Raw genomic sequence first — 20,465 nt, 5'->3', positions numbered from 1 at the left:
AACGCTTCCATTTATTCTTTTGTATAAAGTGGCGGGGGTGAAGGAAATGGATGTAAAGAAAATCATTGATAAAGCGGTCCGGGCATCCGCCCGTGATCATGCTGTTCAGAGGATAACAGAAGCAGGCGGGGGCGATATCAACCGGTCTTTTCTCGTGGAGACGGACAAAACCAGGCTTTTCGTCAAAATAAACGATGGAGTGCCGGCCGACTTTTTCGAAAAGGAAGCCATGGGACTTGCAGAACTGAAAAAAACCGGCGCCGTAAACGTTCCTGACGTGATTGGATATAACGGCATAAGCGATCCGGAGCGATTCCTCGTTCTTTCTTATATTAGAGATACCCGGTCTCCAGGGGCGGAGGAAAAGCTTGGCGAACAGCTCGCCGCCATGCACCGGACGGAGAAGCCGTTTTACGGATTGGGGCATGACAATTACATCGGCACCTTTCAGCAGGAGAACGGCGAATATGACAGCTGGCCGGCCTATTACCGGGAAAAAAGGCTGCTTCCGCAAATCGGGCTCGCGCTTGAGAAAGGATTTTTGAATGAAAGGCAGGCGGAGAAGCATGTCAGGCTTGCGGAAACGCTTCCCCGCTGGCTCCCCGGAAAGCCCTGCGCATCCGTGCTTCACGGAGATCTATGGGGAGGCAACTGGATGACGGGGGAGGACGGCTCTCCATATCTCATTGATCCGGCCGTTTTATACGGGGACTTCCGGATGGATTTGGCGATGACCGCTCTGTTCGGGGGTTTCACCGAGAGGTTTTACAGCGCCTATGAAGCGGCGTCGAAAGAACCGCTTGACCGCGACATTTGGCCTTTATACCAGCTGTTTTATGTATACATGCATTTGAATTCTTTCGGAGAAAGCTACTTGCCTCATGCTGAAAGAATTGTAAAACGGTATATGGGCTAAAAAATACCGATATTGTGACAGATTCGGGACACCCTTTCAGGGGTGTTTTTTTATTGATCGGCTGGGCCTTTTAAAGTTTTATGGTAAATAAAACCTATTTGTCGTCAAAAAATGTTTGATTTTTAGTCAAGATTTGGTCACAAATCGACCCATTTTTTAGGTAATTAGATCTTTTTTTCTATAAACAAACGGTGTAAATTACTTATATAAGTAATCTCGAGATTGATTTATAAGTCTATTGTATTAATTTGAAAAGAAACGCCTTTTTGGTAAACCGTTTGCGTCACCTTTCACAGCAATATTGTGAAGTTTTGAACAATCTGATGGAGCATATCAATGGAAATGGAGGAAGCAGGGAATGAACGAATTAATCTTAGCCCGGTTTCAATTCGCTTCAACGACGATCTTTCACTTTATTTTTGTTCCGATGTCGATCGGACTCGTCTTTATGGTTGCCTTGATGGAAACCCTTTACGTTGTAAAGAAAAAAGACATTTACCGGACGATGGCGAAGTTTTGGGGGCACTTATTCTTAATTAACTTTGCAGTCGGTGTCGTCACGGGAATTTTGCAGGAGTTTCAGTTTGGCATGAACTGGTCGGAGTATTCCCGATTTGTCGGCGACGTTTTCGGCGCCCCGCTTGCTGTTGAGGCGCTTTTGGCCTTCTTTATGGAGTCAACCTTCATCGGCTTATGGATATTCGGCTGGGACCGTCTTCCGAAAAAGGTTCATTTGCTTTCCATCTGGCTGGTGTCGATCGGCACGATGCTGTCCGCTTTTTGGATTTTGGCTGCCAACTCATTTATGCAGGAACCGGTCGGTTTTGCGATTAAAAACGGACGGGCCGAGATGACCGATTTTCTTGCGATCATTAAAAACCCGCAGCTATGGGTTGAATTTCCGCACGTCATTTTCGGAGCGCTTGCTACGGGATCGTTCTTCATCGCCGGCGTGAGCGCATTCAAAATGCTGAAAAAGCAGGAAATGAACTTTTTCAAGAAATCGTTTCAGATCGCGATGGTCATTGCGCTTGTTTCAGGTATCGGCGTTGCCTTCAGCGGGCATGAGCAGGCCCAGCACCTGATGAAGAGCCAGCCGATGAAAATGGCCGCGAGCGAAGCGCTGTGGGATGACAGCGGAGACCCTGCCGCATGGACCATGCTTGCCGACATCGACACGGACAAGCAGGTGAACAAGTCTGAAATCAGCATTCCGTATGCGCTCAGCTATCTGGCTTACAAAAAATTCAGCGGCGATGTGCCGGGTATGAAAACACTTCAAAAGGAATACGAAAAAAAATATGGAGAAGGAAACTATATTCCGCCGGTAAAAACGACGTTTTGGAGTTTCAGGATTATGGCCGGCGCGGGAATTCTCATGATTATCGCCGCATTGACAGGGCTTTTCTTAAGCTTCCGCAAAAAGCTTGAAACGAGCAAATGGTTTTTGCGGGTGATGGTCGGGCTGATCGCATTTCCGTTCATCGCCAACACGGCGGGCTGGATCATGACGGAGATCGGACGGCAGCCGTGGACGGTGTTTGGCATATTGACGACAGCACAGTCCGTTTCACCGAATGTATCGGCTGGAATGCTTCTGTTCTCGGTGATTGCGTTCACAGCGATTTATCTCGTATTGGCGATTATCCTTGTCTACTTGTTTGTCCGCGAAATCAAAAAAGGGGCGCAGCACCATGATCATCATGAGGCTGCCGTTTCGACAGACCCGTTTGATCAGGAGGTTTACCATGGTATCTCTTAATGAGCTTTGGTTCATATTAGTCGCTGTGTTGTTTGTGGGGTTTTTCTTTCTGGAAGGTTTCGATTTCGGGGTCGGCATGGCGACCCGGTTTCTCGGGCGGAATGAGCTCGAACGCCGGGTGATGATCAATACGATCGGCCCCTTCTGGGATGCGAACGAAGTCTGGCTGCTGACAGGCGGCGGGGCGATTTTCGCCGCTTTTCCGAATTGGTACGCGACGATGTTCAGCGGATATTACATCCCGTTCGTCTTTGTACTGCTTGCTTTGATCGGGCGCGGCGTCGCTTTTGAGTTCAGGGGAAAAGTGGAAACGGCCAAATGGACGAAGGCGTGGGACTGGGTCGTGTTTTTCGGAAGTCTTTTGCCCCCGTTTTTGTTTGGCGTGCTGTTTACCAGCATTCTGCGCGGCATGCCGATCGATGCCGAGATGAACCTGCATGCCGGCTTTGCAGATTATGTGAATGTCTATTCGGTCACCGGCGGCGTCACCGTTACGCTTCTGTGCCTGCTGCACGGCCTGATCTTTATTACCCTCAGGACGGAGGATGACTTGCGGGACCGTGCAAGACGGCTTGCCGGAAAGGTCGTGTTCGCCGTTTTGGCTGCACTTGCTGCATTTGTTGCGCTGTCCGTCTTTGAAACCGATCTGTTCACAGGCCGGGGCTATGTGACGATTCCGCTTGCTGCTTTGATCGTCGTCTGCTATGTGCTGTCCATCGTATTTATGAAGCGAAAACGCGACGGCTGGACGTTTGCCATGACTGGAGCGGGAATCGCACTGACGGTCGGCACGATATTTACGGCGCTGTTTCCGCGCGTCATGATCAGTTCGGTCAAAAGCGCGTACGATTTGACGATCTACAATGCTTCATCAGGCGCTTATTCTTTAAAGGTCATGACGATCGTCGCGCTCACGCTGCTTCCATTTGTTCTCGGCTATCAAATCTGGAGCTACTACGTTTTCCGGAAACGCGTCAGCAGTAAGGAGCCTATGATTTATTAATGGGAAAAGACCTCTTTCAATATAAAGGAATCAAACGAATTCTTGCGGTCCTGACCGCTTTGACCTTGTTGCAGGGCGCCGCCATCATCCTGCAGGCAGAATGGCTTGCAGAGGCGGTGACCCGCCTTTTTAACGGTGAACGAATCAGCGCGCTGTATTCGGTGATGATCCTCTTTCTTGCGGCGTTTCTTTTTCGCCATGCCGTCACGCTCGTGAAGCAGCGGGCGGTTTATCAGTACGCAGCAAAGACCGGCGCCCATATGCGAAAGAGCTTTCTTGAAAAGCTATTTCAATCAGGGCCGCGTCTGGCGAGACAGGAAGGCACAGGACACGTTGTCACGCTTGCGATGGAAGGCATCGCCCAGTTTCGCCGCTACCTGGAGCTGTTTTTGCCGAAAATGGTCAGCATGGCCGTTATCCCGGCGGCGATCGTCTGTTACGTCTTTTTCAAAGACAAATCGTCTGCGGTCATTTTAATGGTGACTATGCCGATTTTGATTGCGTTTATGATCCTGCTCGGATATGCCGTGAAAAGAAAAGCGGACAGGCAGTGGAAAAGCTATGAGATGCTTTCCAACCATTTTACGGATTCGCTCCGCGGTTTGGAAACATTGAAGTTTTTAGGCTTAAGCCGGTCCCATGAGAAAAATATTTTCAAGGTGAGCGAAAGATACCGAAAGGCAACGATGAGCACGCTTAGAATTGCTTTTTTGTCATCGTTCGCCCTTGATTTTTTTACGATGCTGTCTGTTGCCACCGTAGCCGTTTTTCTCGGGCTCGGACTTGTAGACGGTCATATTACGCTCGGCCCTGCCCTTACGGTATTAATCCTTGCGCCCGAATTTTTTCTGCCCGTTCGCGAGGTCGGCAATGACTACCATGCGACATTGAACGGACAGGAAGCAGGAAAGGCGATAAAGAGTATTTTGGATGCCCCCGGTTTTCAAAAAGAAGAGCTTCTTCTGCTCAGTTCTTGGTCAGATGAAGACCAGATTGCATTAAAAAACGTTTCCGTACGTCATGAACATGGGGAACAAGCTTCTTTAAGCGATATCTCGCTATCCTTTAAAGGAAAGAAAAAAATCGGGATCATCGGGGAAAGCGGTGCAGGGAAATCGACGCTTATCGATGTGCTCGGCGGTTTTCTTGATACGTCCGGCGGAGCGATCGAAATCGGGGGAACGCAAAGAACGCATCTCCAGGCGGAAAGCTGGCAGCGGCAGCTTGTCTATATTCCGCAGCATCCGTACATTTTTCCAGATACGCTCAGCGCCAATATCCGTTTTTACCATCCCGAAGCTTCAATTGAAGAAGTCGAACGGGCGGCAAAGGCTGCCGGCCTGATTGAGCTGATTGACGAGCTACCGTCGGGTCTTGAAGAACGGATCGGCGAAGGCGGCAGGACGCTGAGCGGCGGACAGGCGCAGCGGACGGCGGTCGCCCGGGCTTTTCTCGGAAACCGTCCGATCCTTCTGTTGGATGAACCGACCGCACACCTCGATATTGAAACGGAATACGAAATGAAAGAAACGATGCTGAAGCTGTTTGAGGACAAGCTTGTCTTTATCGCAACCCACCGTTTGCACTGGATGCTGGACATGGATGAAATTATCGTGCTGAAGGATGGGAAAGTGGCGGAAACCGGAACCCATCAGGAACTGATCGAAAAACGCGGCGTTTACTATGATCTGGTGAAAGCGCAGGCGTTTGGAGGTGCATCATGAAGAAGGAACAGTGGATCCTGCCGTATGTGAAGAAAAATAAAAAGCTGTTTTTCATTGTGATTTTGCTTGGCGGAGTGACGGTATGTTCCGCCGCTTTTCTTATGTATACATCCGGCTACTTGATTTCAAAGGCGGCGACGCGCCCGGAAAACGTGTTGATGATTTACGTGCCGATCGTAGCTGTCCGCACCTTTGGCATTTTGCGTGCTGTGGCCCGGTATGTTGAACGGCTGACAGGCCACCACATCATTTTGAAAATCCTGTCCGATATGCGCGTCAGATTGTATAGGATGCTCGAACCGCAGGCTCTGAGGCTGCGTTCGCGCTTTCGTACCGGCGATATGCTCGGCATTTTGGCCGATGATATCGAACACCTGCAGGATATGTATTTAAAAACGGTGTTTCCCGGAGTATCGGCATTGCTTTTGTATACCGTATTCATTGCTGTTCTCGGCAGTTTTTCGTGGCCGTTCGCCGGACTGATCGCGATCTATGCCGCGGTTCTCGTTTTTCTCGTTCCTCTTGTGTCCATGCTTGTGACAAGGGCGGGAAACATCACGTTAAAAAGGGGGCGCAGCCGCCTTTACCGCCGGCTGACCGATGCTGTTATGGGGGCGAGCGACTGGATTTTCAGCGGCCGGCAAAACGACTTTATCCGCGCTTACAAAGAAGCCGAAGAGCAAATGCTCCGCATCGAAAACAAACGCCAGCGTTTCACCCGTTGGAGGGATTTCTTCGTGCAGTGTCTTGCGGCGGGACTTGTGCTGTTGATGCTGGGCTGGACCGGCGGACAAAGCGCGGAAGGCGCATTGCCCCATACGTTTATTGCCGCATTTGTCCTTGTTGTGTTTCCGCTGACTGAAGCGTTCTTTCCGCTTTCCGACGCTGCGGGGGCGATTCCTGAATACGAGGATTCGCTGAATCGCATGGACGGTCTCCAGCCGGAACAGGAGAAAGGAAATGACATTCCCCGGGAAAGTGCCGAAGCGGTCGGGTTGCATGACGTCACCCTTCGCTTTGAGAATGTTTCGTTTTCATATGAACACGGGCAGCCGGTATTAAAAGGCGTCTCTTTTACCTTAAAGCAGGGAGAAAAAATTGCGCTTCTCGGGCGAAGCGGTGCCGGCAAATCGACGATCATGGCCATGATCGAGGGGGCGCTTGCCCCAACGGCGGGCCGGGTCATGTTTAACGGAATCGCTGCAGAGGCGCTTGAACATGATATTTCCCGGGTTGTCGGCGTTTTGAATCAAAAGCCGCACCTGTTTGATACGACGATCTTAAATAATATTCGGCTCGGAAATCCCGAGGCGAGCGATGAAGAAGTGTATTGGGCGGCCCGGCAGGTAAAGCTTCATGATTTGATTGAATCGCTCCCTGACGGATATCATACGTCTGTACAGGAAACGGGGAGCCGCTTTTCGGGAGGAGAACGCCAGCGAATCGCATTGGCACGCATTCTTTTGCAGGGCGCACCCGTCATCGTTTTGGATGAGCCGACCGTCGGGCTTGACCCCATCACGGAAAGGGAGCTGCTTTTGACGATGTTTGATGCGCTTAAGGGGAAGACCGTTCTTTGGATCACCCACCATTTGGCGGGAGCTGAAGCCGCTGACCGGATTCTTTTCCTTGAAAATGGAACGATTGAAATGGAAGGAAGCCATAAAGAATTATTGCAAGAAAACCCCCGTTATCGGCGGTTATATCAATTGGATGCACCGGCATTCAGAATGTAATAGAGGCAGCTTCATTTGTGAAGCTGTCTTTTCTTTTTAGCAATATTTAAGATGCGGGTTAACTGGGATTAAGCTGGGGTTGCTACAATAAATTGACATTAAAGGCGAGGAGAGAGAACAATTGAATATTCAGCCCCTGCAAAGTAACAGAATCATTTGGTTGGATCAAGCGAGGGGAATTGCGCTGTTTGGCATTCTGCTTGCAAATATGCTTTTGTTTCAATACGGAATGTGGGACGATTTATCGTTTAAACCGATGGCTTCATATGATCATTGGGCATATGAGTGGACCAGGATTTTTGCCGTCAGCAGCTTCATGCCGCTGTTTGCCTTTTTATTTGGATACGGCATGGTGTTAATGAAGGACAGGTTTGATGAGAAAGGGATCGTAAAATACCGCCGTGTATTCTTCCGGCGCTTTCTCGTGCTGGCTGTTTTCGGCTTTTTGCACGGCTGCTTGATTTGGGAGGGGGACATTTTGTTAAGCTACGGAATGATCGGAATGGGACTGCTGTTTCTGTTTATCAACCGGAAACCGAAAACGATTCTGATTTGGGCGGTCAGTTTATTTGCGGTTTATATATTGATCTGTTTTGGAAGCGGGGGAGTGGAGCCAAGTCACGAACTGACGGAATTCAACGAGCGAACGGCTGAGGTGATGCAAAGCGGCAGCTATTGGGACATCGTTTCCCATCGGGCAAATGCGGAGGTTCCGTTATTTGACGTTGACGATTCGGTGCCGGAGGGGCTATCCGTGATGCTCATCGTTTTGATCGCACCTGTTTTTACCCTTTCACCCTTTCTTTTCGGCTTATATGCGGCGAAGAAGAAGTGGCTTCATCAGCCGCGTCTCTATGAAAAGAGAATCCGGAAGGTATTCTTTGTGACGCTCGCAATCGGCCTTCCTTTTAAAGCGCTGCCGATTGTTTGGAAAAATCCGTTCGTATATATGCTAAGCGAAGGCATAGGACCGCTGGCGCTGACATTTTGTTATTTGACGGGGATCATCCTATTGGCGCAGACGAAACAGGGGCAGCGCCTGCTAAAACCTTTCGGGGCCGTCGGCAGGCTGTCTTTTACGAATTATCTCATGCAAAGCATCATCATGACGTTCATTTTTTACGGCTATGGACTCGGGTTGTACGGCAGGCTCGGCGTATTGGCCGGAATCGGAATTGCCGTCTTGTTTTTTCTATGTCAGATGGCAGCCAGCATGTGGTGGATCAAGCGTTTCCGCATGGGGCCGTTTGAGTGGCTGTGGCGGCTGGGAACATATTTAAAAGCGCCTGATTTTTTCAAGAAGAACATGACAGAGGGTGGCCGTTCCGTGGCAAAATAGGGATATAGCTTAAATAAACGTTTGTTTAAAAAGGATGTGAATCAGATGTCTCAAGAAGAGCTGCCGACTTGGACTAAAGAGCATGTCAAAGCTTCGCTGCCGCAGAGGGATGATGACAGCCATAAAGGAACATACGGCACAGGGTTATTGCTTGCCGGAACCGGTGATATGCCGGGTGCTGCACTGCTTGCCGGATACGGAGCCATGCGGAGCGGCATCGGAAAGCTTGTGATCGGTACACCCGGAAGTGCCGTGCCATTAATCGTTCCCGTTCTGCCTGAAGCAACCTATTGGCGGGATGGCCTGGAAAAGGCGGCCCGCGGCGAAATCGAAGCACATTATCGGGCGATTGCAATCGGACCGGGACTTCTACCTTCGCAAACGACAGAATTGGCAGTACAGAAGGTCCTGGAGGAAAAATGCCCGGTTGTGCTTGATGCCGGCGCTTTATACATTCGGGTTTATCCGGATCGTCAAGCAGCGACGATTTTGACGCCCCATCCAGGCGAATTTTCAAGAATCACCGGATTGTCAATTCAAGACGTGCAAAAACGGCGCGCTTCTCTGGCTAAAGAATGGGCGGAAAAGCTCGGCGCGACGATCGTTTTGAAAGGAAATGAAACGGTGATCGCTTTTCCCGACGGTGAGTGCTGGAAAAATCCTACCGGCAACAGTTCTTTGGCAAAGGGGGGAACGGGTGATACATTAACCGGAATGCTCCTCGGCATGCTGTGCTGTCATGAAAACGAGAAAGAAGCGGTGCTGAACGCTGTCCACCTGCACGGCGCCTGTGCTGACAGATGGATAAAGACCCGTTCGCCGCATACGCTGCTTGCCCATGAGCTGTCGCGCCTGCTGCCTGATGTGTGGAAGGAGTATGAGGCATAAAAGTAGGAAACGTCCGGGAGCTCCCGGACGTTTCCTCTTGAAATTAAGGATTGACTTTGCCGACGCCGGCATTTTGCGTGACGATCGATTTGACATTGTCTACCCCGTCGAGCGAATAGCTGTAAGGCGGCTTATAGGATGTTGTTGAAGTAGTCGGCATGCTGCCTGTGGAATTAACAAATTTATTATTGGACACGTCCCAATAGCCGGGCTTGTCGCTGTACCAGGAGACGATTGGATCTTTGGCGTTTTCAAACAGGTTGCTTTCAATTTTGAGGAGGGCGCCCATTCTTGAGTTGATGCCGCTTTCGATGATGTTGCTGTAATAGTTGTTGTAAATGTGTCCTTCTCCGAACCGGAAGGCAGGGACGCGGGAATTCAGGTTGTTAAACCAATTGTGGTGGAATGTAATCGTCCGGTTGCTATTATCGCTGTCAGAGTTCCCCATGAGCATCGATTTCCATGCATCATGGACATAGTTCCACGAAAAGGTGATGTATTGGGCGTCTTTTTTGACATCGAATAATCCGTCATAGTAATCTTTATCAACATTCAGGCTGTGGTACAGCTCATTGTGGTCGACCCAAACATTTTTGGACGGACCTTCAATGCTGATTGCATCTTTGTCTCCTTTAGCGACTTCATGAATTTTTAAGTTGCGGATAATGACGTTGTTTGCCCGCCACACTTTAATGCCGATCCCCTTTAATTCCCCCTTTGTTCCGGAGCCGACGATCGACACATCTGATACATCTTTTATGTCAATTTTTGATGCGGATGTATTTGAGGTTGTAATTGTGCCATTGACATAAATTTTTAATGGCGTATTTGGGCTTTTATTTTTTAATGCTGCGAGCAGCTGGTCCCCCGTTGTCACAGTAACCGTCTGGCCGCCTTCTCCCCCGGTTGTTCCTCCGTTTAAAGAAGCGAAGCCCTTTAAGCTGAAATCCGCCAGCGGACTGACCTTTGATGCGGTTGCTGACGCCGCTTCCGCAGATAAAGCCCCCGTAATTCCAAGGATAAAAATGAACATGACGCTTATGATTTTTTTCATTGTTCTCCTCCTCTTTTTATTGATGTCACAAGTATTGGTAAGCGTTTTCATAAAGCTAAGTCGGATGATGATGAAAAACCATGGCGACCCCTCCCTTTTACTGGAATTGGAAAGATCATAGCACAATAGACTGAATAATCTGAATAATCATCATATGAGTTGGGTGCAAGTATAAGCTGATGATTATGATAAATGGCACAGATATGATGCAATGCGCATATCGCGATCGGCTTTTCGGGGGAGGGGATGTTGCATTTTTTTGCAGACAAACGAATTTTCGGGGCATTTCGTCCAAAAAAATAAGGGAAGGCTTTTTAGCCTGTCCCTTCAAAACATAGCCCGCTTATTCATTTTTAACTTCATCCCGCACTTGCACATGATACTGTGCTTTAAATATTTAATCTTTGACCGGCATTTTGGACATAAATGATGAGTCATTATTTATCCTGCAGTTTGCGGAGGACGACGCCTGCAAGTACGTCGATGAACCGCGGATCAGCGTTCGGCATGGGCGGGCGGTAATAATCGGCGCCAAGCTCGTCGGTTACCGTTTTGCATTCAAAGTCATTGTCATAAAGAACTTCCAAGTGGTCAGACACAAATCCGACCGGTGCATAAATGAATGATCGGAAGCCTTCCTGATAAAGTTCCCTTGTTAAGTCTTGGACGTCCGGACCAAGCCAAGGATCCGGCGTATTGCCTTCACTTTGCCAGCCGACAGCGATCTGATCGAATGACAGGCGCTCTGCGATCAATGCCGCCGTTTCTGCGAGCTGCTCGGGATAAGGATCGCCATGCTCCAGAATCTTTTCAGGCAAACTGTGGGCAGAACAAATCACAATCGTTTTTTGTAAATCGTCTTTCGGCATTTGCTTTAAAATCGCGCCGATTTCTTCTGACCAGTAGCTGATAAAGCCTTCCTCCTGGTACCATTCATGAATGGAAGTAATCCGGGGGCCGCCGATCGCCTGTGCGGCTTTTTCGGCGCGTCGGTTGTAGACTTCTGTGCTAAAGGTAGAGTAGTGGGGGGCTAAGACGATGGAAACGGCTTCTTCGATCTGATCCTGTTTCATTTGTTCTACCGCATCTTCGATAAATGGAGAGATGTGTTTTAAGCCGAGATACATGATGAATTCAACATCATCCTGACGGGCATTTAAAGCCTCTTCGAGTTTTTTCGCCTGAACCGATGTGATCTCCGCAAGCGGGGAGATTCCGCCGATATGCTGATAGCGTTTTTTTAAGTCGTCAATCATGTCTTCGCTCGGTCTGTTTCCATGCCTGATATGCGTATAATACGGAATGATGTCTTCTTCCTTGTATGGTGTGCCGTAACTTTCCATGTTTTTCACCTCTGCTGCTGATCTTGACATGTTGTACAAATTCCGTAAATCCCTAAATGGTGTCTGTTAATTTTATAATTCGTTAATTGTGCAGCTGCGTGTTCCACCTCTTTAAGCGGGGGATATTCAAGATCAACGATTTTTCCGCACGAATGACAGATGACATGATAATGGTGCGGTTTAAAAAGTTCATACTTGCTTTTTCCGTCTCCATACGGAAGTTCCTTTACAATTCCGATCCTTACGAACAGTTTCAGATTGCCGTAAATCGTCGGCAGGTTCATGAATGGCAGCTCCCGGTGAATATCCTCCGCTGAAGGGTGGTCATTTATCGAAATCATCGTTTTTAAAATCAACACTCTTTGAGCTGTCACGCGCAAGCCGTGCTTTTTTAACAGTGCGATCACTTTTTCCTCTTCCACATCTACATCCCCTGCCTTTCCGGATTAAGTACAGGCATCCGCGTGAAACGAATGCCTGTACTTGAGAAAATGAGAATAAAGTTGAGAATGAGCGTTTCTTTACACTTCTTGCGGAACAGGCAAGCCTAGTCCTTTTGCGACCCGTGTGCCATACTCCGGATCGGCTTTATAAAAATGCTGAATTTGCCGCAGCTTGATTTCATCTTTTGTCACTTGTTCCATAGAGCCGACGATGTTGCTGATCAGGCGTGAGCGCTCGTCTTCGCTTAAAAGGCGGTACAGATCGCCTGCTTGCGTATAGTGATCATTGTGGTCATAGGCAACGCTGTCCGCTGACCCTGATACAGGATATGCCGTTGTTTTGTTTTCCGGTGTTTCCGCCGGTCCTCCGAAGCTGTTTGGCTCATAGTAGACGGAGCCGCCGCCGTTATTGTCAAAGCGCATTTGTCCGTCGCGCTGATAGTTGCGCACCTCGTTTTTCGGACGGTTGATCGGCAGGCTGTTATGGTTTGCCCCGACACGGTAGCGATGGGCATCGGCATATGCGAACAGGCGTCCCTGAAGCATTTTGTCAGGCGATGGTTCGATGCCTGGCACGAGCGTTCCCGGTGAGAATGTCGCCTGTTCGACTTCAGCGAAATAGTTTTCCGGATTCCGGTTTAATACCATTCGGCCCACTTCAATCAAAGGATAATCTTTTTGAGACCATACTTTTGTGACGTCAAACGGGTCGAAACGGTACGTATCGGCATCCTCCAGAGGCATGATTTGTACGTATAGCTTCCATGCCGGGAAATCGCCTTTTTCGATCGCTTCATATAGATCTTGAGTGTGATAATCCGGATTCTCGCCTGCAATCTTGGCGGCCACTTCTTCCGTCAGGTTTTTAATGCCCTGCTCTGTTTTAAAGTGGTATTTAATCCATACGCCCTCACCTTCGGCATTCACCCATTTGAATGTGTGGCTTCCGAAACCGTGCATGTGGCGGTATGTCGCCGGAATTCCGCGGTCAGACATGAGGATCGTCACCTGATGCAAAGATTCAGGGGATAAAGACCAGAAATCCCACACGGCGTCGGGGTTTTTCAAGTGTGTAACAGGATGGCGCTTTTGCGTATGAATGAAATCAGGGAATTTAATCGCATCGCGAATGAAGAATACCGGCGTGTTGTTTCCGACTAGATCGTAGTTACCGTCCTCGGTGTAAAATTTGACGGCAAATCCGCGCGGATCACGCACGGAGTCCGCTGAGCCGCTTTCACCCGCAACGGTGGAAAAACGAATGAATAGAGGTGTGCGTTTTCCTACTTCCGATAAAAATTTTGCTTTTGTATATTTCGAAACATCGTTCGTTACTTCAAAATAACCGTGCGCACCGGCGCCTTTTGCGTGTACAACCCGCTCAGGGACGCGCTCTCTGTTGAAATGGGCGAGCTTTTCAAGAAGGTGGACGTCTTGAATGAGCGTCGGTCCCCGGGAACCCGCCGTCATTGAGTTTTGATTGTCGCCAACCGGAGCTCCCCAGCTGGTTGTCAGGCTGTTTTTGTTTGTCGTCATAAAAGGATCACCTCGCGTAAAATTTGTTTACAAAAATAATGATAACATTTCTCAAGAAAAAAACAATATTTATTTATAATTATTATAAACAAAAAATTAGACTATTTTTCAAAATGTTATGGTCTTGCCTTTAGGAAGTATACTTCTTTTTGTTTGGGACAAATTAAATATTATTTCCAAATAAAGGAGTGTAGGTATGGATCAACCATCACATCAGCAAAAGTCGGATATGGAAGCGGAAGATACGTTAACCAATCGGCAAGGGCATCCGATAACAAACAACCAGAATATCAGAACGGTAGGCAACAGAGGCCCTTCAACATTGGAAAACTACGATTTTTTAGAAAAGATCAGCCATTTTGACAGGGAAAGGATTCCTGAAAGGGTCGTTCATGCCAGGGGAGCGGGCGCCCATGGATATTTTGAAGCGTACGGCACGGCCGGCAACGAGCCGGTTTCAAAATATACGAGGGCAAAGCTCTATCAGGAAAAAGGGAAGAAAACACCCGTATTTGTCCGTTTTTCAACGGTCACGCACGGCATCTCCTCACCGGAAACGCTTCGCGATCCGCGCGGCTTTGCCGTTAAATTTTATACGGAAGACGGAAACTGGGATCTCGTGGGAAACAATCTGAAGATCTTCTTTATCCGCGATGCCGTGAAATTTCCCGATTTAATCCATGCATTCAAGCCTGATCCCGTTACAAATGTTCAGGACGGGGAAAGGATCTTTGATTTTATCTCCAATACGTCTGAAGCCATGCATATGATCACCTTTCTGTTTTCGCCTTGGGGCATTCCGGCAAACTACAGGCAAATGCAGGGGTCAGGCGTTAATACTTACAAGTGGGTCAATAAAGACGGTGAAGCGGTTCTTGTGAAATATCACTAGGAGCCGAAGCAAGGCATTAAAAATTTGACCCAAAAAGAAGCGGGAGAGATTCAGGCGAAAAACTTCAATCACGCGACACAGGATTTGTATGAAGCGATTGAGCGGGGGGACTATCCGGAGTGGGAGCTGTTCGTCCAGATCATGAGTGATGATGAACACCCGGAGCTCGACTTTGACTCGCTTGATGATACAAAGCTGTGGCCCGAGGATCAATTTCCGTGGCTTCCTGTCGGCAAAATGGTGCTGAATAAAAATCCGGAAGACTATTTTACAGAAGTCGAACAGGCCGCATTTGGAACAGGGGTGCTTGTGGACGGGCTCGATTTTTCGGATGACAAAATGCTCCAAGGAAGAACGTTTTCCTATTCGGATACGCAGCGCTACAGAGTCGGGGCCAATTATCTGCAGCTGCCGATCAATGCTCCGAAAAAAAGGGTTGCCACCAATCAGAGGGGAGGACAGATGCAATACAAAGTCGACTTGGGGGAAAAACAAAGCCCGCATATCAACTATGAGCCTTCCACGATCAACGGGTTAAAAGAAGCAAAGCAAGACGGCAAGGAATATACGCCGCATGTAGAAGGGAAGCTTGTCCGCGAAAGCATTGACAGGCAAAACAATTTCAAGCAGGCGGGGGAGACTTACAGGAAGTTCGATGATTGGGAAAAAGACGAGCTCATTATGAACCTGGTCAATACTCTTCTTCCATGCGACCAAAGAATCCAGACGAAAATGATCGAGATGCTGAAGCAATGCGACGAGGAATATGGAAGAAGAGTTGAGGAGGGGCTAAAGAACGCCACAAGCCAAAATACATCCAGCAGGGAGCCGATAGGAGCCGAAGGCGCTGAAGACGCGCCGAAACAAGCGGAAGAAAAAGGACATTCCCAGGACCCTTATTAGAGCGGGCAAAGCGAAGATCAACGCCGCAGGATCATCGCTTTTTAAAATTCAAAAAAATTACAAATGTTAACAAAGAATTATATGGTAATATTACACATTAAATGGAAAATAAATTGACAGGGAGGAGTAATGATGTTCAAAAAATTAGCGGTTGGGATTTTAATGGCCGGAATGCTGCTTTCCGGCGCAGTCGGAGCATCAGCAGCGGAACACGGAAAAACAGCTTCCCATGGTATGATTCATCCCTTGAGCACGGCATATACAGATGTAAAGGTTACAGGCAAAACAGTCTACTTTTATATTAAAGGTTTGGAAAATCCATTTAATCTGACATATTATGATAGAGTCGCATGGACAAGCACTAATGAAGAACCCGATACAGTGACGGACAACATTTTGTCTGTGAAAATCCCGTTGAAAACAGGAAGCAGGTATGAGGCGAAATCAAATGAACGGCTTGAGCTGATCAGGGATAAAATCGAGTCGGGCGGCACCGTTTACGGATGGGCAAAAGCGCAGGACGGCTATTGGTATCCTGCCGGCTCCGCGAAAATTTCCTATTGAGCATAGCAAAAAGCAGGCTTCATCCCCGCCTGCTTTTTGTCTTGCCGAATGGTCTTGAAACAACCGCCACTACAGCCGCTGCAAATGACAAAACCCCCGCAAACCAAAACACCTCGCCAAGTCCCAATTGTTCCGCCACTTTCCCTGCAGCGATCGGACCGAGAAAAAAGCCGATCGCATAAAAAGACTGGTAAAAGCCCATGACTGACATTTTCAGCTTCTGCGAACCGATTTGGACAATGCTTGAGAGCAGGAGAGGAAAGATAAGTCCCAATGTCAGCCCGATGACAGCGTGAATCAGGCAGACGGATAAGAGCGTTTTCGCAAACGGCAGTACACAAAGGAAAAGTCCGGTAATCACATAACAAATCAAGATGACGGAGCTGACTGATTTGATGCTGTAAAATATGCACCATACAGAAGCGGCAGCTTGGGGAATGAAAAAGGCGCACATCACCCACAGCAGCTGTTTCTCATCAATGCCGATCGTCTCCGTGTAGATCGGCGTAAATCCGAAAACGGTCATAAATAAGACGGCATGGGCCAAAAATGACAGCAGTGTAATCGTTTTGAGCCGCGGGAGACGCCACGTTTGTTTCACATAATCGGAAACGGGCATCCTTCCGACAGGTTCGCGCGTTCCGTTGTCTTTAATATAAAATGACAGCACAAGCCCGATCAATGAGAAGACGGCGCCGATCCAAAACGGAAACATCCAGCCGAACAAATGAACGAGGTACCCGCTGACAGCCATGCTGACGAACTGCGGAAGCACCGTTAAAAACTGCAAAATGCCCATCGCTTTCGATGAGTGTTCCTTCGGAAAATACTGTGAGTATAAAACCGTAGCCATGACCCACATCGCGGCCGTAATCCCGGCAAGCAGCCGGGCGGTGATCACCATAACGAACGAATCGGACAACAGAAATATCAAACTGCTCAAAAGAGCAGCTGCAAAGCCGGTGACAAACAGATGTTTCCTCAGCGGAGAGAGCACATCAGACAAAATCCCGAATGGAAAACGCAGCAATATCTGCGTGATGCCGTAGCTTCCCAAAATGATCCCAATCGCCGAGTAGGAAAAACCGATGCTGTCAAGATACAGCCCGAAAACGGGGACGTAGATATATGTAGCAAACCAAAAACAAAAGACAGCGCCCCAAAACATCGCATGATCTTTTTTTGCGATTCGTTTTTCTTCAAAAATAAGCTTTTCTTGCAACTCCATCCCGCTTTCTCCCCCTTTAGCTTCAAGTACACCATAATTGGCGAACGGAAAACAAGGTCATTTTTTATTTTAGAATGGAATTGAACGGTTTGCCGACAGATGTCGTCTAATATATGGAGACAAAGGAAAGGGGGATTGTCATTTTAGTGGATCAGACAGATGAAAAAGAACTTGTCATGCAAGCAAAAAATGGAGAAGATGACGCCTTTTCAACACTATTTCGGCTGCATTACCCCTTTTTATATCAATATGTGCTCAAATCAACGCTCCATCCCGATCTGACAGAGGATTTGGTTCAAGAAACGATGCTCAAAGCATATATCAGCCTTCAGCAATTCCAGGGAAGCGCAAAATTTTCAACATGGCTGATTTCGATTGCTTCCCGTCTCATTATCGATCACCAGCGTCGGAAAAAACGGGAATACCGCAGGACGCAGGCAGCCAGGGAGGATGCCTTGCGGAAGATGAAATGGGAATCATCCCTCCGCGGACATGAGTGGAACGACTATTTGGAGATGTTTGCTGCGCTTGAGCCGGAATTCAGAATGCCGATCTTATTAAGGCATTATTACGGGTTCACATACCCCGAAGTGGCAAAGATGCTGAAAATAAAAGAGGGTACTGTCAAATCCCGCGTTCATCATGGCTTAAAGAAAATTCGAAAGGAGTGGGACCGGTGAATGAACGAGAGGAAAAAGAGACGATTTCACATTTGAAGCAGGAGCTGAAAAAAATCGATGCCGCCTTTGAACCTGCCCCTCTCCATCAATTTGAGCTGAACCGGCAGTTAGCCAGGTTTAAACAAGAGCGGAAACGGGCGATGCAGAAGGAATTGCTTTGCTTTATGGTTTCGGCATTTGTGATTTTGTCCTTATATATCACGATTTCGATTCAAGTGCCTGTCTTGTTTTTGACGGTGCAGGGAGCCGCGCTTATACTCCTTCCGGCCCTTGTCATGTTTGAAAAAAAGCGGCGCCGGACGGCGGACGGGGAGGTTGAAATAGATGAACCTTGATATGACTCAAGAAAAATTGACGATTTTGCTGTTGATTTCTCCGCTTTTATTAGTGCAAAGCATTCTCCTTTTTCTTGATGCAAAGAAAAAGGGAAGCAATGCGTGGTTTTGGGGGATTTGGGGGCTCATTCAAACTCCGATGCCTGTATTATTCTACTACTTATTTGTCGTCAGACCCTATCATAAAAAAAGGGGGATGTCGTAATGGCCGCATCTGAAATACCTTGGGCGCTGATTGCCCCGTTAATCGTGTTATATCTTATCCTTGTCATTTCCGCACTGGTGAACTGCTCCAAACAGGAGGAATTAAACGGTCCCAAGTGGCTATGGCTCTTGATTATTGCCGGCATCAGTTTTATTGGGCCAATTTCGTACTTTGTTATCGGTAAAAGGAGGCACATGTGATGCTGTCCGTGAAAGGATTAACAAAAGTTTATCAGCAGCATAAAGCTGTAGATCATCTAAGTTTTGATATTAGGCACCATCAATCTGTTGCACTTCTTGGACCTAACGGAGCCGGAAAAACAACAACGCTGCAAATGCTGTCAGGCCTTTTAACGCCGACTTCAGGGCAGATTCAATTTTTAGGCCGAAAAACCGTAACCCGGAGCCGCATTGGCTATCTTCCTCAGCACCCTGCATTTTTTTCATGGATGACGGCGGAAGAATATTTGCGGTTTGCCGGGAGGCTTTCCGATTTGAGTCGCCGCGATGTTCAAGAGAAAAGCAGGGAAGTATTGCGCTATGTCGGTTTGGAGAAGTGCGGCGACCGGAAAATCGCGGGATTTTCAGGAGGGATGAAACAAAGGCTCGGACTGGCACAGGCTCTGATCCATGAGCCGGAGCTGCTGATTCTGGATGAGCCCGTTTCCGCGTTGGACCCATCGGGAAGACGTGAAGTGCTCGATTTGATGAAGGATTTAAAAAAACGGATGACGATTTTATTTTCTACTCATGTCCTTCATGATGCGGAGCAGGTATGTGATGAGATTATCATGCTTAAAAATGGAACGGCAAGGTGGACAGGACCGCTTTCAGAGTTAAAGACGAAGCATCAAACGCCGTCTTTTATACTAAAAGCCGAGGAAAGCCTTGAAGGGTGGCTCGAAGAACTCCCTTATGTCACAGGGCTCACCCTTGATCAGCCGTCAAAAGCCGAATTTCATTTATCCGATCGGGCATACGTCCGCGAATTATTAGCGGAATGTCTGAGAAGAAACGTGTCGGTCCTCCATTTTGAACAAAAAACACAGTCTTTGGAAGAGATTTATATGAAGGTGATGGGGCTATGAATTCATTTTATATTTTATTTCAGAAAGAGTGGAAAGAGAGCTGGAAGGACGGAAAGTTATTGTGGCTGCCTGTCGTCCTCATATTGATCGGCCTTATGCAGCCGATCAGCCTGTATTATATGCCTGAAATCATTGATATGGCCGGAAACCTGCCGGAAGGGGCAGTCATCAACATTCCAAAGCCCAGCGGTGAAGAGGTTTTGGCCAGTACGCTATCCCAATTTGGGACGGTCGGCACTGCCATCTTCGTATTCAGTGTGATGGGAAGCATTGTGAATGAACGGAACCAGGGCTCGCTTTCACTGATTATGGCGAGGCCGGTGAGCCCGCTTCACTATGTAGGGAGCAAGTGGCTTGCCCACGTCATCCTCGCTTTGGTGTCTTTTGTCGCAAGCTATAGTCTCGTCTTCTACTATACAAATCTTTTATTTACCCCGGTTGCCTTTGCCAGGTTTTTGTTTAGCTTATTGGTTTACGGCATCTGGATTGTGTTTGTGATGACCATTACGCTGTTTTTCAGCGCTTTGTTTCGCCATATTGGAGGTATTGCCGGGGCAAGCATCGGTATGATTGCAGCTGTTTCATTTGCGGGGTCGCTGTTTCCGCGTTTTACCGAATGGACGCCTGATAAAGCGCAAAACCAGGCAGTCTATTTTATCAAGAACGGTTCATGGGACGATGCCTTCGGCTTGATGGTGTTTTCTTCAGCCGGATTTGTGATCCTTCTGTTCGCGTGCATCATATTTGTCTTTAAAAGATATGAATCTTACTGATCAACCGGGCGGGCCCGGTTTTTTCATTTGTCAGAAATGTAAAATTAGATATAA

General features: G+C 48.0%; 19 protein-coding genes and 1 pseudogene. 15 read left to right on the top strand and 5 right to left on the bottom strand.

Annotated elements, in window-relative coordinates:
* Positions 1 to 46: 46 nt before the first annotated feature.
* From MHB78_RS23070 to MHB78_RS23040, 7 genes are all read left to right on the top strand, one after another.
* Positions 47 to 916 (top strand): fructosamine kinase family protein, encoded by an 870-nt coding sequence (locus MHB78_RS23070; RefSeq protein WP_046129368.1) that lies wholly within the window; start codon positions 47 to 49, stop codon positions 914 to 916.
* A 358-nt stretch (positions 917 to 1,274) separates the two neighbouring features.
* A complete protein-coding gene (locus MHB78_RS23065) occupies positions 1,275 to 2,678 on the top strand; it encodes a cytochrome ubiquinol oxidase subunit I (RefSeq protein ID WP_046129369.1) in 1,404 nt (467 codons plus the stop codon).
* Positions 2,665 to 3,681, top strand: coding sequence for a cytochrome d ubiquinol oxidase subunit II (cydB, locus tag MHB78_RS23060; RefSeq protein ID WP_046129370.1), 1,017 nt, complete (start codon positions 2,665 to 2,667; stop codon positions 3,679 to 3,681). The genes MHB78_RS23065 and cydB overlap by 14 nt, the downstream gene beginning before the upstream one ends.
* On the top strand, positions 3,681 to 5,405 hold the full coding sequence (cydD, locus tag MHB78_RS23055; RefSeq protein WP_046129371.1) for a thiol reductant ABC exporter subunit CydD: 1,725 nt from the start codon (positions 3,681 to 3,683) through the stop codon (positions 5,403 to 5,405). Before cydB ends, cydD begins: the two co-directional genes overlap by 1 nt.
* Positions 5,402 to 7,141 (top strand): thiol reductant ABC exporter subunit CydC, encoded by a 1,740-nt coding sequence (gene cydC, locus MHB78_RS23050; RefSeq protein WP_046129372.1) that lies wholly within the window; start codon positions 5,402 to 5,404, stop codon positions 7,139 to 7,141. Before cydD ends, cydC begins: the two co-directional genes overlap by 4 nt.
* Positions 7,142 to 7,262: 121 nt before the next feature.
* The gene (locus tag MHB78_RS23045; protein WP_052948495.1) at positions 7,263 to 8,480 is read left to right on the top strand and encodes a DUF418 domain-containing protein; all 1,218 of its coding nucleotides are present in this window, start codon (positions 7,263 to 7,265) and stop codon (positions 8,478 to 8,480) included.
* 45 nt (positions 8,481 to 8,525) lie between these two features.
* Positions 8,526 to 9,368 (top strand): NAD(P)H-hydrate dehydratase, encoded by an 843-nt coding sequence (locus MHB78_RS23040; protein ID WP_046129373.1) that lies wholly within the window; start codon positions 8,526 to 8,528, stop codon positions 9,366 to 9,368.
* 43 nt (positions 9,369 to 9,411) lie between these two features.
* On the opposite strand, the gene MHB78_RS23035 is transcribed toward MHB78_RS23040, so the two are convergent.
* From MHB78_RS23035 to katA, 4 genes are all read right to left on the bottom strand, one after another.
* Positions 9,412 to 10,422 (bottom strand): pectate lyase, encoded by a 1,011-nt coding sequence (locus tag MHB78_RS23035; protein WP_046129374.1) that lies wholly within the window; start codon positions 10,420 to 10,422, stop codon positions 9,412 to 9,414.
* 437 nt (positions 10,423 to 10,859) lie between these two features.
* Positions 10,860 to 11,765, bottom strand: coding sequence for a ferrochelatase (hemH, locus tag MHB78_RS23030; RefSeq protein WP_099047081.1), 906 nt, complete (start codon positions 11,763 to 11,765; stop codon positions 10,860 to 10,862).
* A gap of 5 nt (positions 11,766 to 11,770) precedes the next feature.
* A complete protein-coding gene (locus tag MHB78_RS23025) occupies positions 11,771 to 12,187 on the bottom strand; it encodes a Fur family transcriptional regulator (protein ID WP_046129376.1) in 417 nt (138 codons plus the stop codon).
* 99 nt (positions 12,188 to 12,286) lie between these two features.
* Positions 12,287 to 13,744 carry a catalase KatA gene (gene katA, locus MHB78_RS23020; protein ID WP_046129377.1) on the bottom strand — a complete coding sequence of 486 codons (1,458 nt, stop codon included), beginning with the start codon at positions 13,742 to 13,744 and terminating at the stop codon, positions 12,287 to 12,289.
* Between the two features lie 196 nt (positions 13,745 to 13,940).
* Between katA and MHB78_RS23015 the strand changes: the two are divergent.
* Together MHB78_RS23015 and MHB78_RS23010 are read left to right on the top strand one after the other, a co-directional pair.
* Positions 13,941 to 15,539: pseudogene (locus MHB78_RS23015) on the top strand (catalase).
* 132 nt (positions 15,540 to 15,671) lie between these two features.
* Positions 15,672 to 16,103: a hypothetical protein gene (locus tag MHB78_RS23010; protein WP_046129378.1), complete on the top strand. Its 432-nt coding sequence runs from the start codon at positions 15,672 to 15,674 to the stop codon at positions 16,101 to 16,103.
* Between the two features lie 19 nt (positions 16,104 to 16,122).
* Here the strand turns inward: MHB78_RS23010 and MHB78_RS23005 are convergent, their stop codons facing one another.
* Positions 16,123 to 17,331, bottom strand: coding sequence for an MFS transporter (locus MHB78_RS23005; RefSeq protein WP_046129379.1), 1,209 nt, complete (start codon positions 17,329 to 17,331; stop codon positions 16,123 to 16,125).
* A gap of 146 nt (positions 17,332 to 17,477) precedes the next feature.
* Between MHB78_RS23005 and sigY the strand changes: the two genes are divergently transcribed.
* The 6 genes from sigY to MHB78_RS22975 are packed head-to-tail and all read left to right on the top strand — an operon-like array spanning position 17,478 to position 20,411.
* Positions 17,478 to 18,011, top strand: a complete 534-nt coding sequence (gene sigY / locus MHB78_RS23000) for an RNA polymerase sigma factor SigY (protein WP_046129380.1) — start codon at positions 17,478 to 17,480, stop codon at positions 18,009 to 18,011.
* On the top strand, positions 18,008 to 18,346 hold the full coding sequence (locus MHB78_RS22995) for a YxlC family protein (protein ID WP_046129381.1): 339 nt from the start codon (positions 18,008 to 18,010) through the stop codon (positions 18,344 to 18,346). Before sigY ends, MHB78_RS22995 begins: the two co-directional genes overlap by 4 nt.
* Entirely contained in the window at positions 18,336 to 18,551 is a 216-nt protein-coding gene (locus MHB78_RS22990; RefSeq protein ID WP_046129382.1) for a hypothetical protein, read from the top strand. Before MHB78_RS22995 ends, MHB78_RS22990 begins: the two co-directional genes overlap by 11 nt.
* Positions 18,551 to 18,751 (top strand): PLDc N-terminal domain-containing protein, encoded by a 201-nt coding sequence (locus MHB78_RS22985; RefSeq protein WP_046129383.1) that lies wholly within the window; start codon positions 18,551 to 18,553, stop codon positions 18,749 to 18,751. Before MHB78_RS22990 ends, MHB78_RS22985 begins: the two co-directional genes overlap by 1 nt.
* Positions 18,751 to 19,638: an ABC transporter ATP-binding protein gene (locus tag MHB78_RS22980; protein ID WP_046129384.1), complete on the top strand. Its 888-nt coding sequence runs from the start codon at positions 18,751 to 18,753 to the stop codon at positions 19,636 to 19,638. Before MHB78_RS22985 ends, MHB78_RS22980 begins: the two co-directional genes overlap by 1 nt.
* A complete protein-coding gene (locus MHB78_RS22975; RefSeq protein ID WP_046129385.1) occupies positions 19,635 to 20,411 on the top strand; it encodes an ABC transporter permease subunit in 777 nt (258 codons plus the stop codon). Before MHB78_RS22980 ends, MHB78_RS22975 begins: the two co-directional genes overlap by 4 nt.
* Positions 20,412 to 20,465 lie beyond the last annotated feature (54 nt).

The organism is Bacillus sp. FSL K6-0138 (assembly GCF_037982765.1).
Lineage (GTDB): Bacteria > Bacillota > Bacilli > Bacillales > Bacillaceae > Bacillus > Bacillus glycinifermentans.
This window is presented reverse-complemented; position numbering and strand designations above follow the sequence as displayed.

Bases quoted from the DNA above. Each gene is read 5' to 3' on its own strand.
- MHB78_RS22990 (WP_046129382.1), top strand. From the start codon at position 18,336: ATGAACCTTGATATGACTCAAGAAAAATTGACGATTTTGCTGTTGATT.
- MHB78_RS22975 (WP_046129385.1), top strand. From the start codon at position 19,635: ATGAATTCATTTTATATTTTATTTCAGAAAGAGTGGAAAGAGAGCTGG.
- MHB78_RS23065 (WP_046129369.1), top strand. From the start codon at position 1,275: ATGAACGAATTAATCTTAGCCCGGTTTCAATTCGCTTCAACGACGATC.
- MHB78_RS23005 (WP_046129379.1), bottom strand. From the start codon at position 17,331: ATGGAGTTGCAAGAAAAGCTTATTTTTGAAGAAAAACGAATCGCAAAA.
- MHB78_RS22980 (WP_046129384.1), top strand. From the start codon at position 18,751: ATGCTGTCCGTGAAAGGATTAACAAAAGTTTATCAGCAGCATAAAGCT.
- cydD (WP_046129371.1), top strand. From the start codon at position 3,681: ATGGGAAAAGACCTCTTTCAATATAAAGGAATCAAACGAATTCTTGCG.
- katA (WP_046129377.1), bottom strand. From the start codon at position 13,744: ATGACGACAAACAAAAACAGCCTGACAACCAGCTGGGGAGCTCCGGTT.
- MHB78_RS22985 (WP_046129383.1), top strand. From the start codon at position 18,551: ATGGCCGCATCTGAAATACCTTGGGCGCTGATTGCCCCGTTAATCGTG.
- MHB78_RS23010 (WP_046129378.1), top strand. From the start codon at position 15,672: ATGTTCAAAAAATTAGCGGTTGGGATTTTAATGGCCGGAATGCTGCTT.
- MHB78_RS23070 (WP_046129368.1), top strand. From the start codon at position 47: ATGGATGTAAAGAAAATCATTGATAAAGCGGTCCGGGCATCCGCCCGT.
- hemH (WP_099047081.1), bottom strand. From the start codon at position 11,765: ATGGAAAGTTACGGCACACCATACAAGGAAGAAGACATCATTCCGTAT.
- cydC (WP_046129372.1), top strand. From the start codon at position 5,402: ATGAAGAAGGAACAGTGGATCCTGCCGTATGTGAAGAAAAATAAAAAG.
- MHB78_RS23035 (WP_046129374.1), bottom strand. From the start codon at position 10,422: ATGAAAAAAATCATAAGCGTCATGTTCATTTTTATCCTTGGAATTACG.
- MHB78_RS23040 (WP_046129373.1), top strand. From the start codon at position 8,526: ATGTCTCAAGAAGAGCTGCCGACTTGGACTAAAGAGCATGTCAAAGCT.
- cydB (WP_046129370.1), top strand. From the start codon at position 2,665: ATGGTATCTCTTAATGAGCTTTGGTTCATATTAGTCGCTGTGTTGTTT.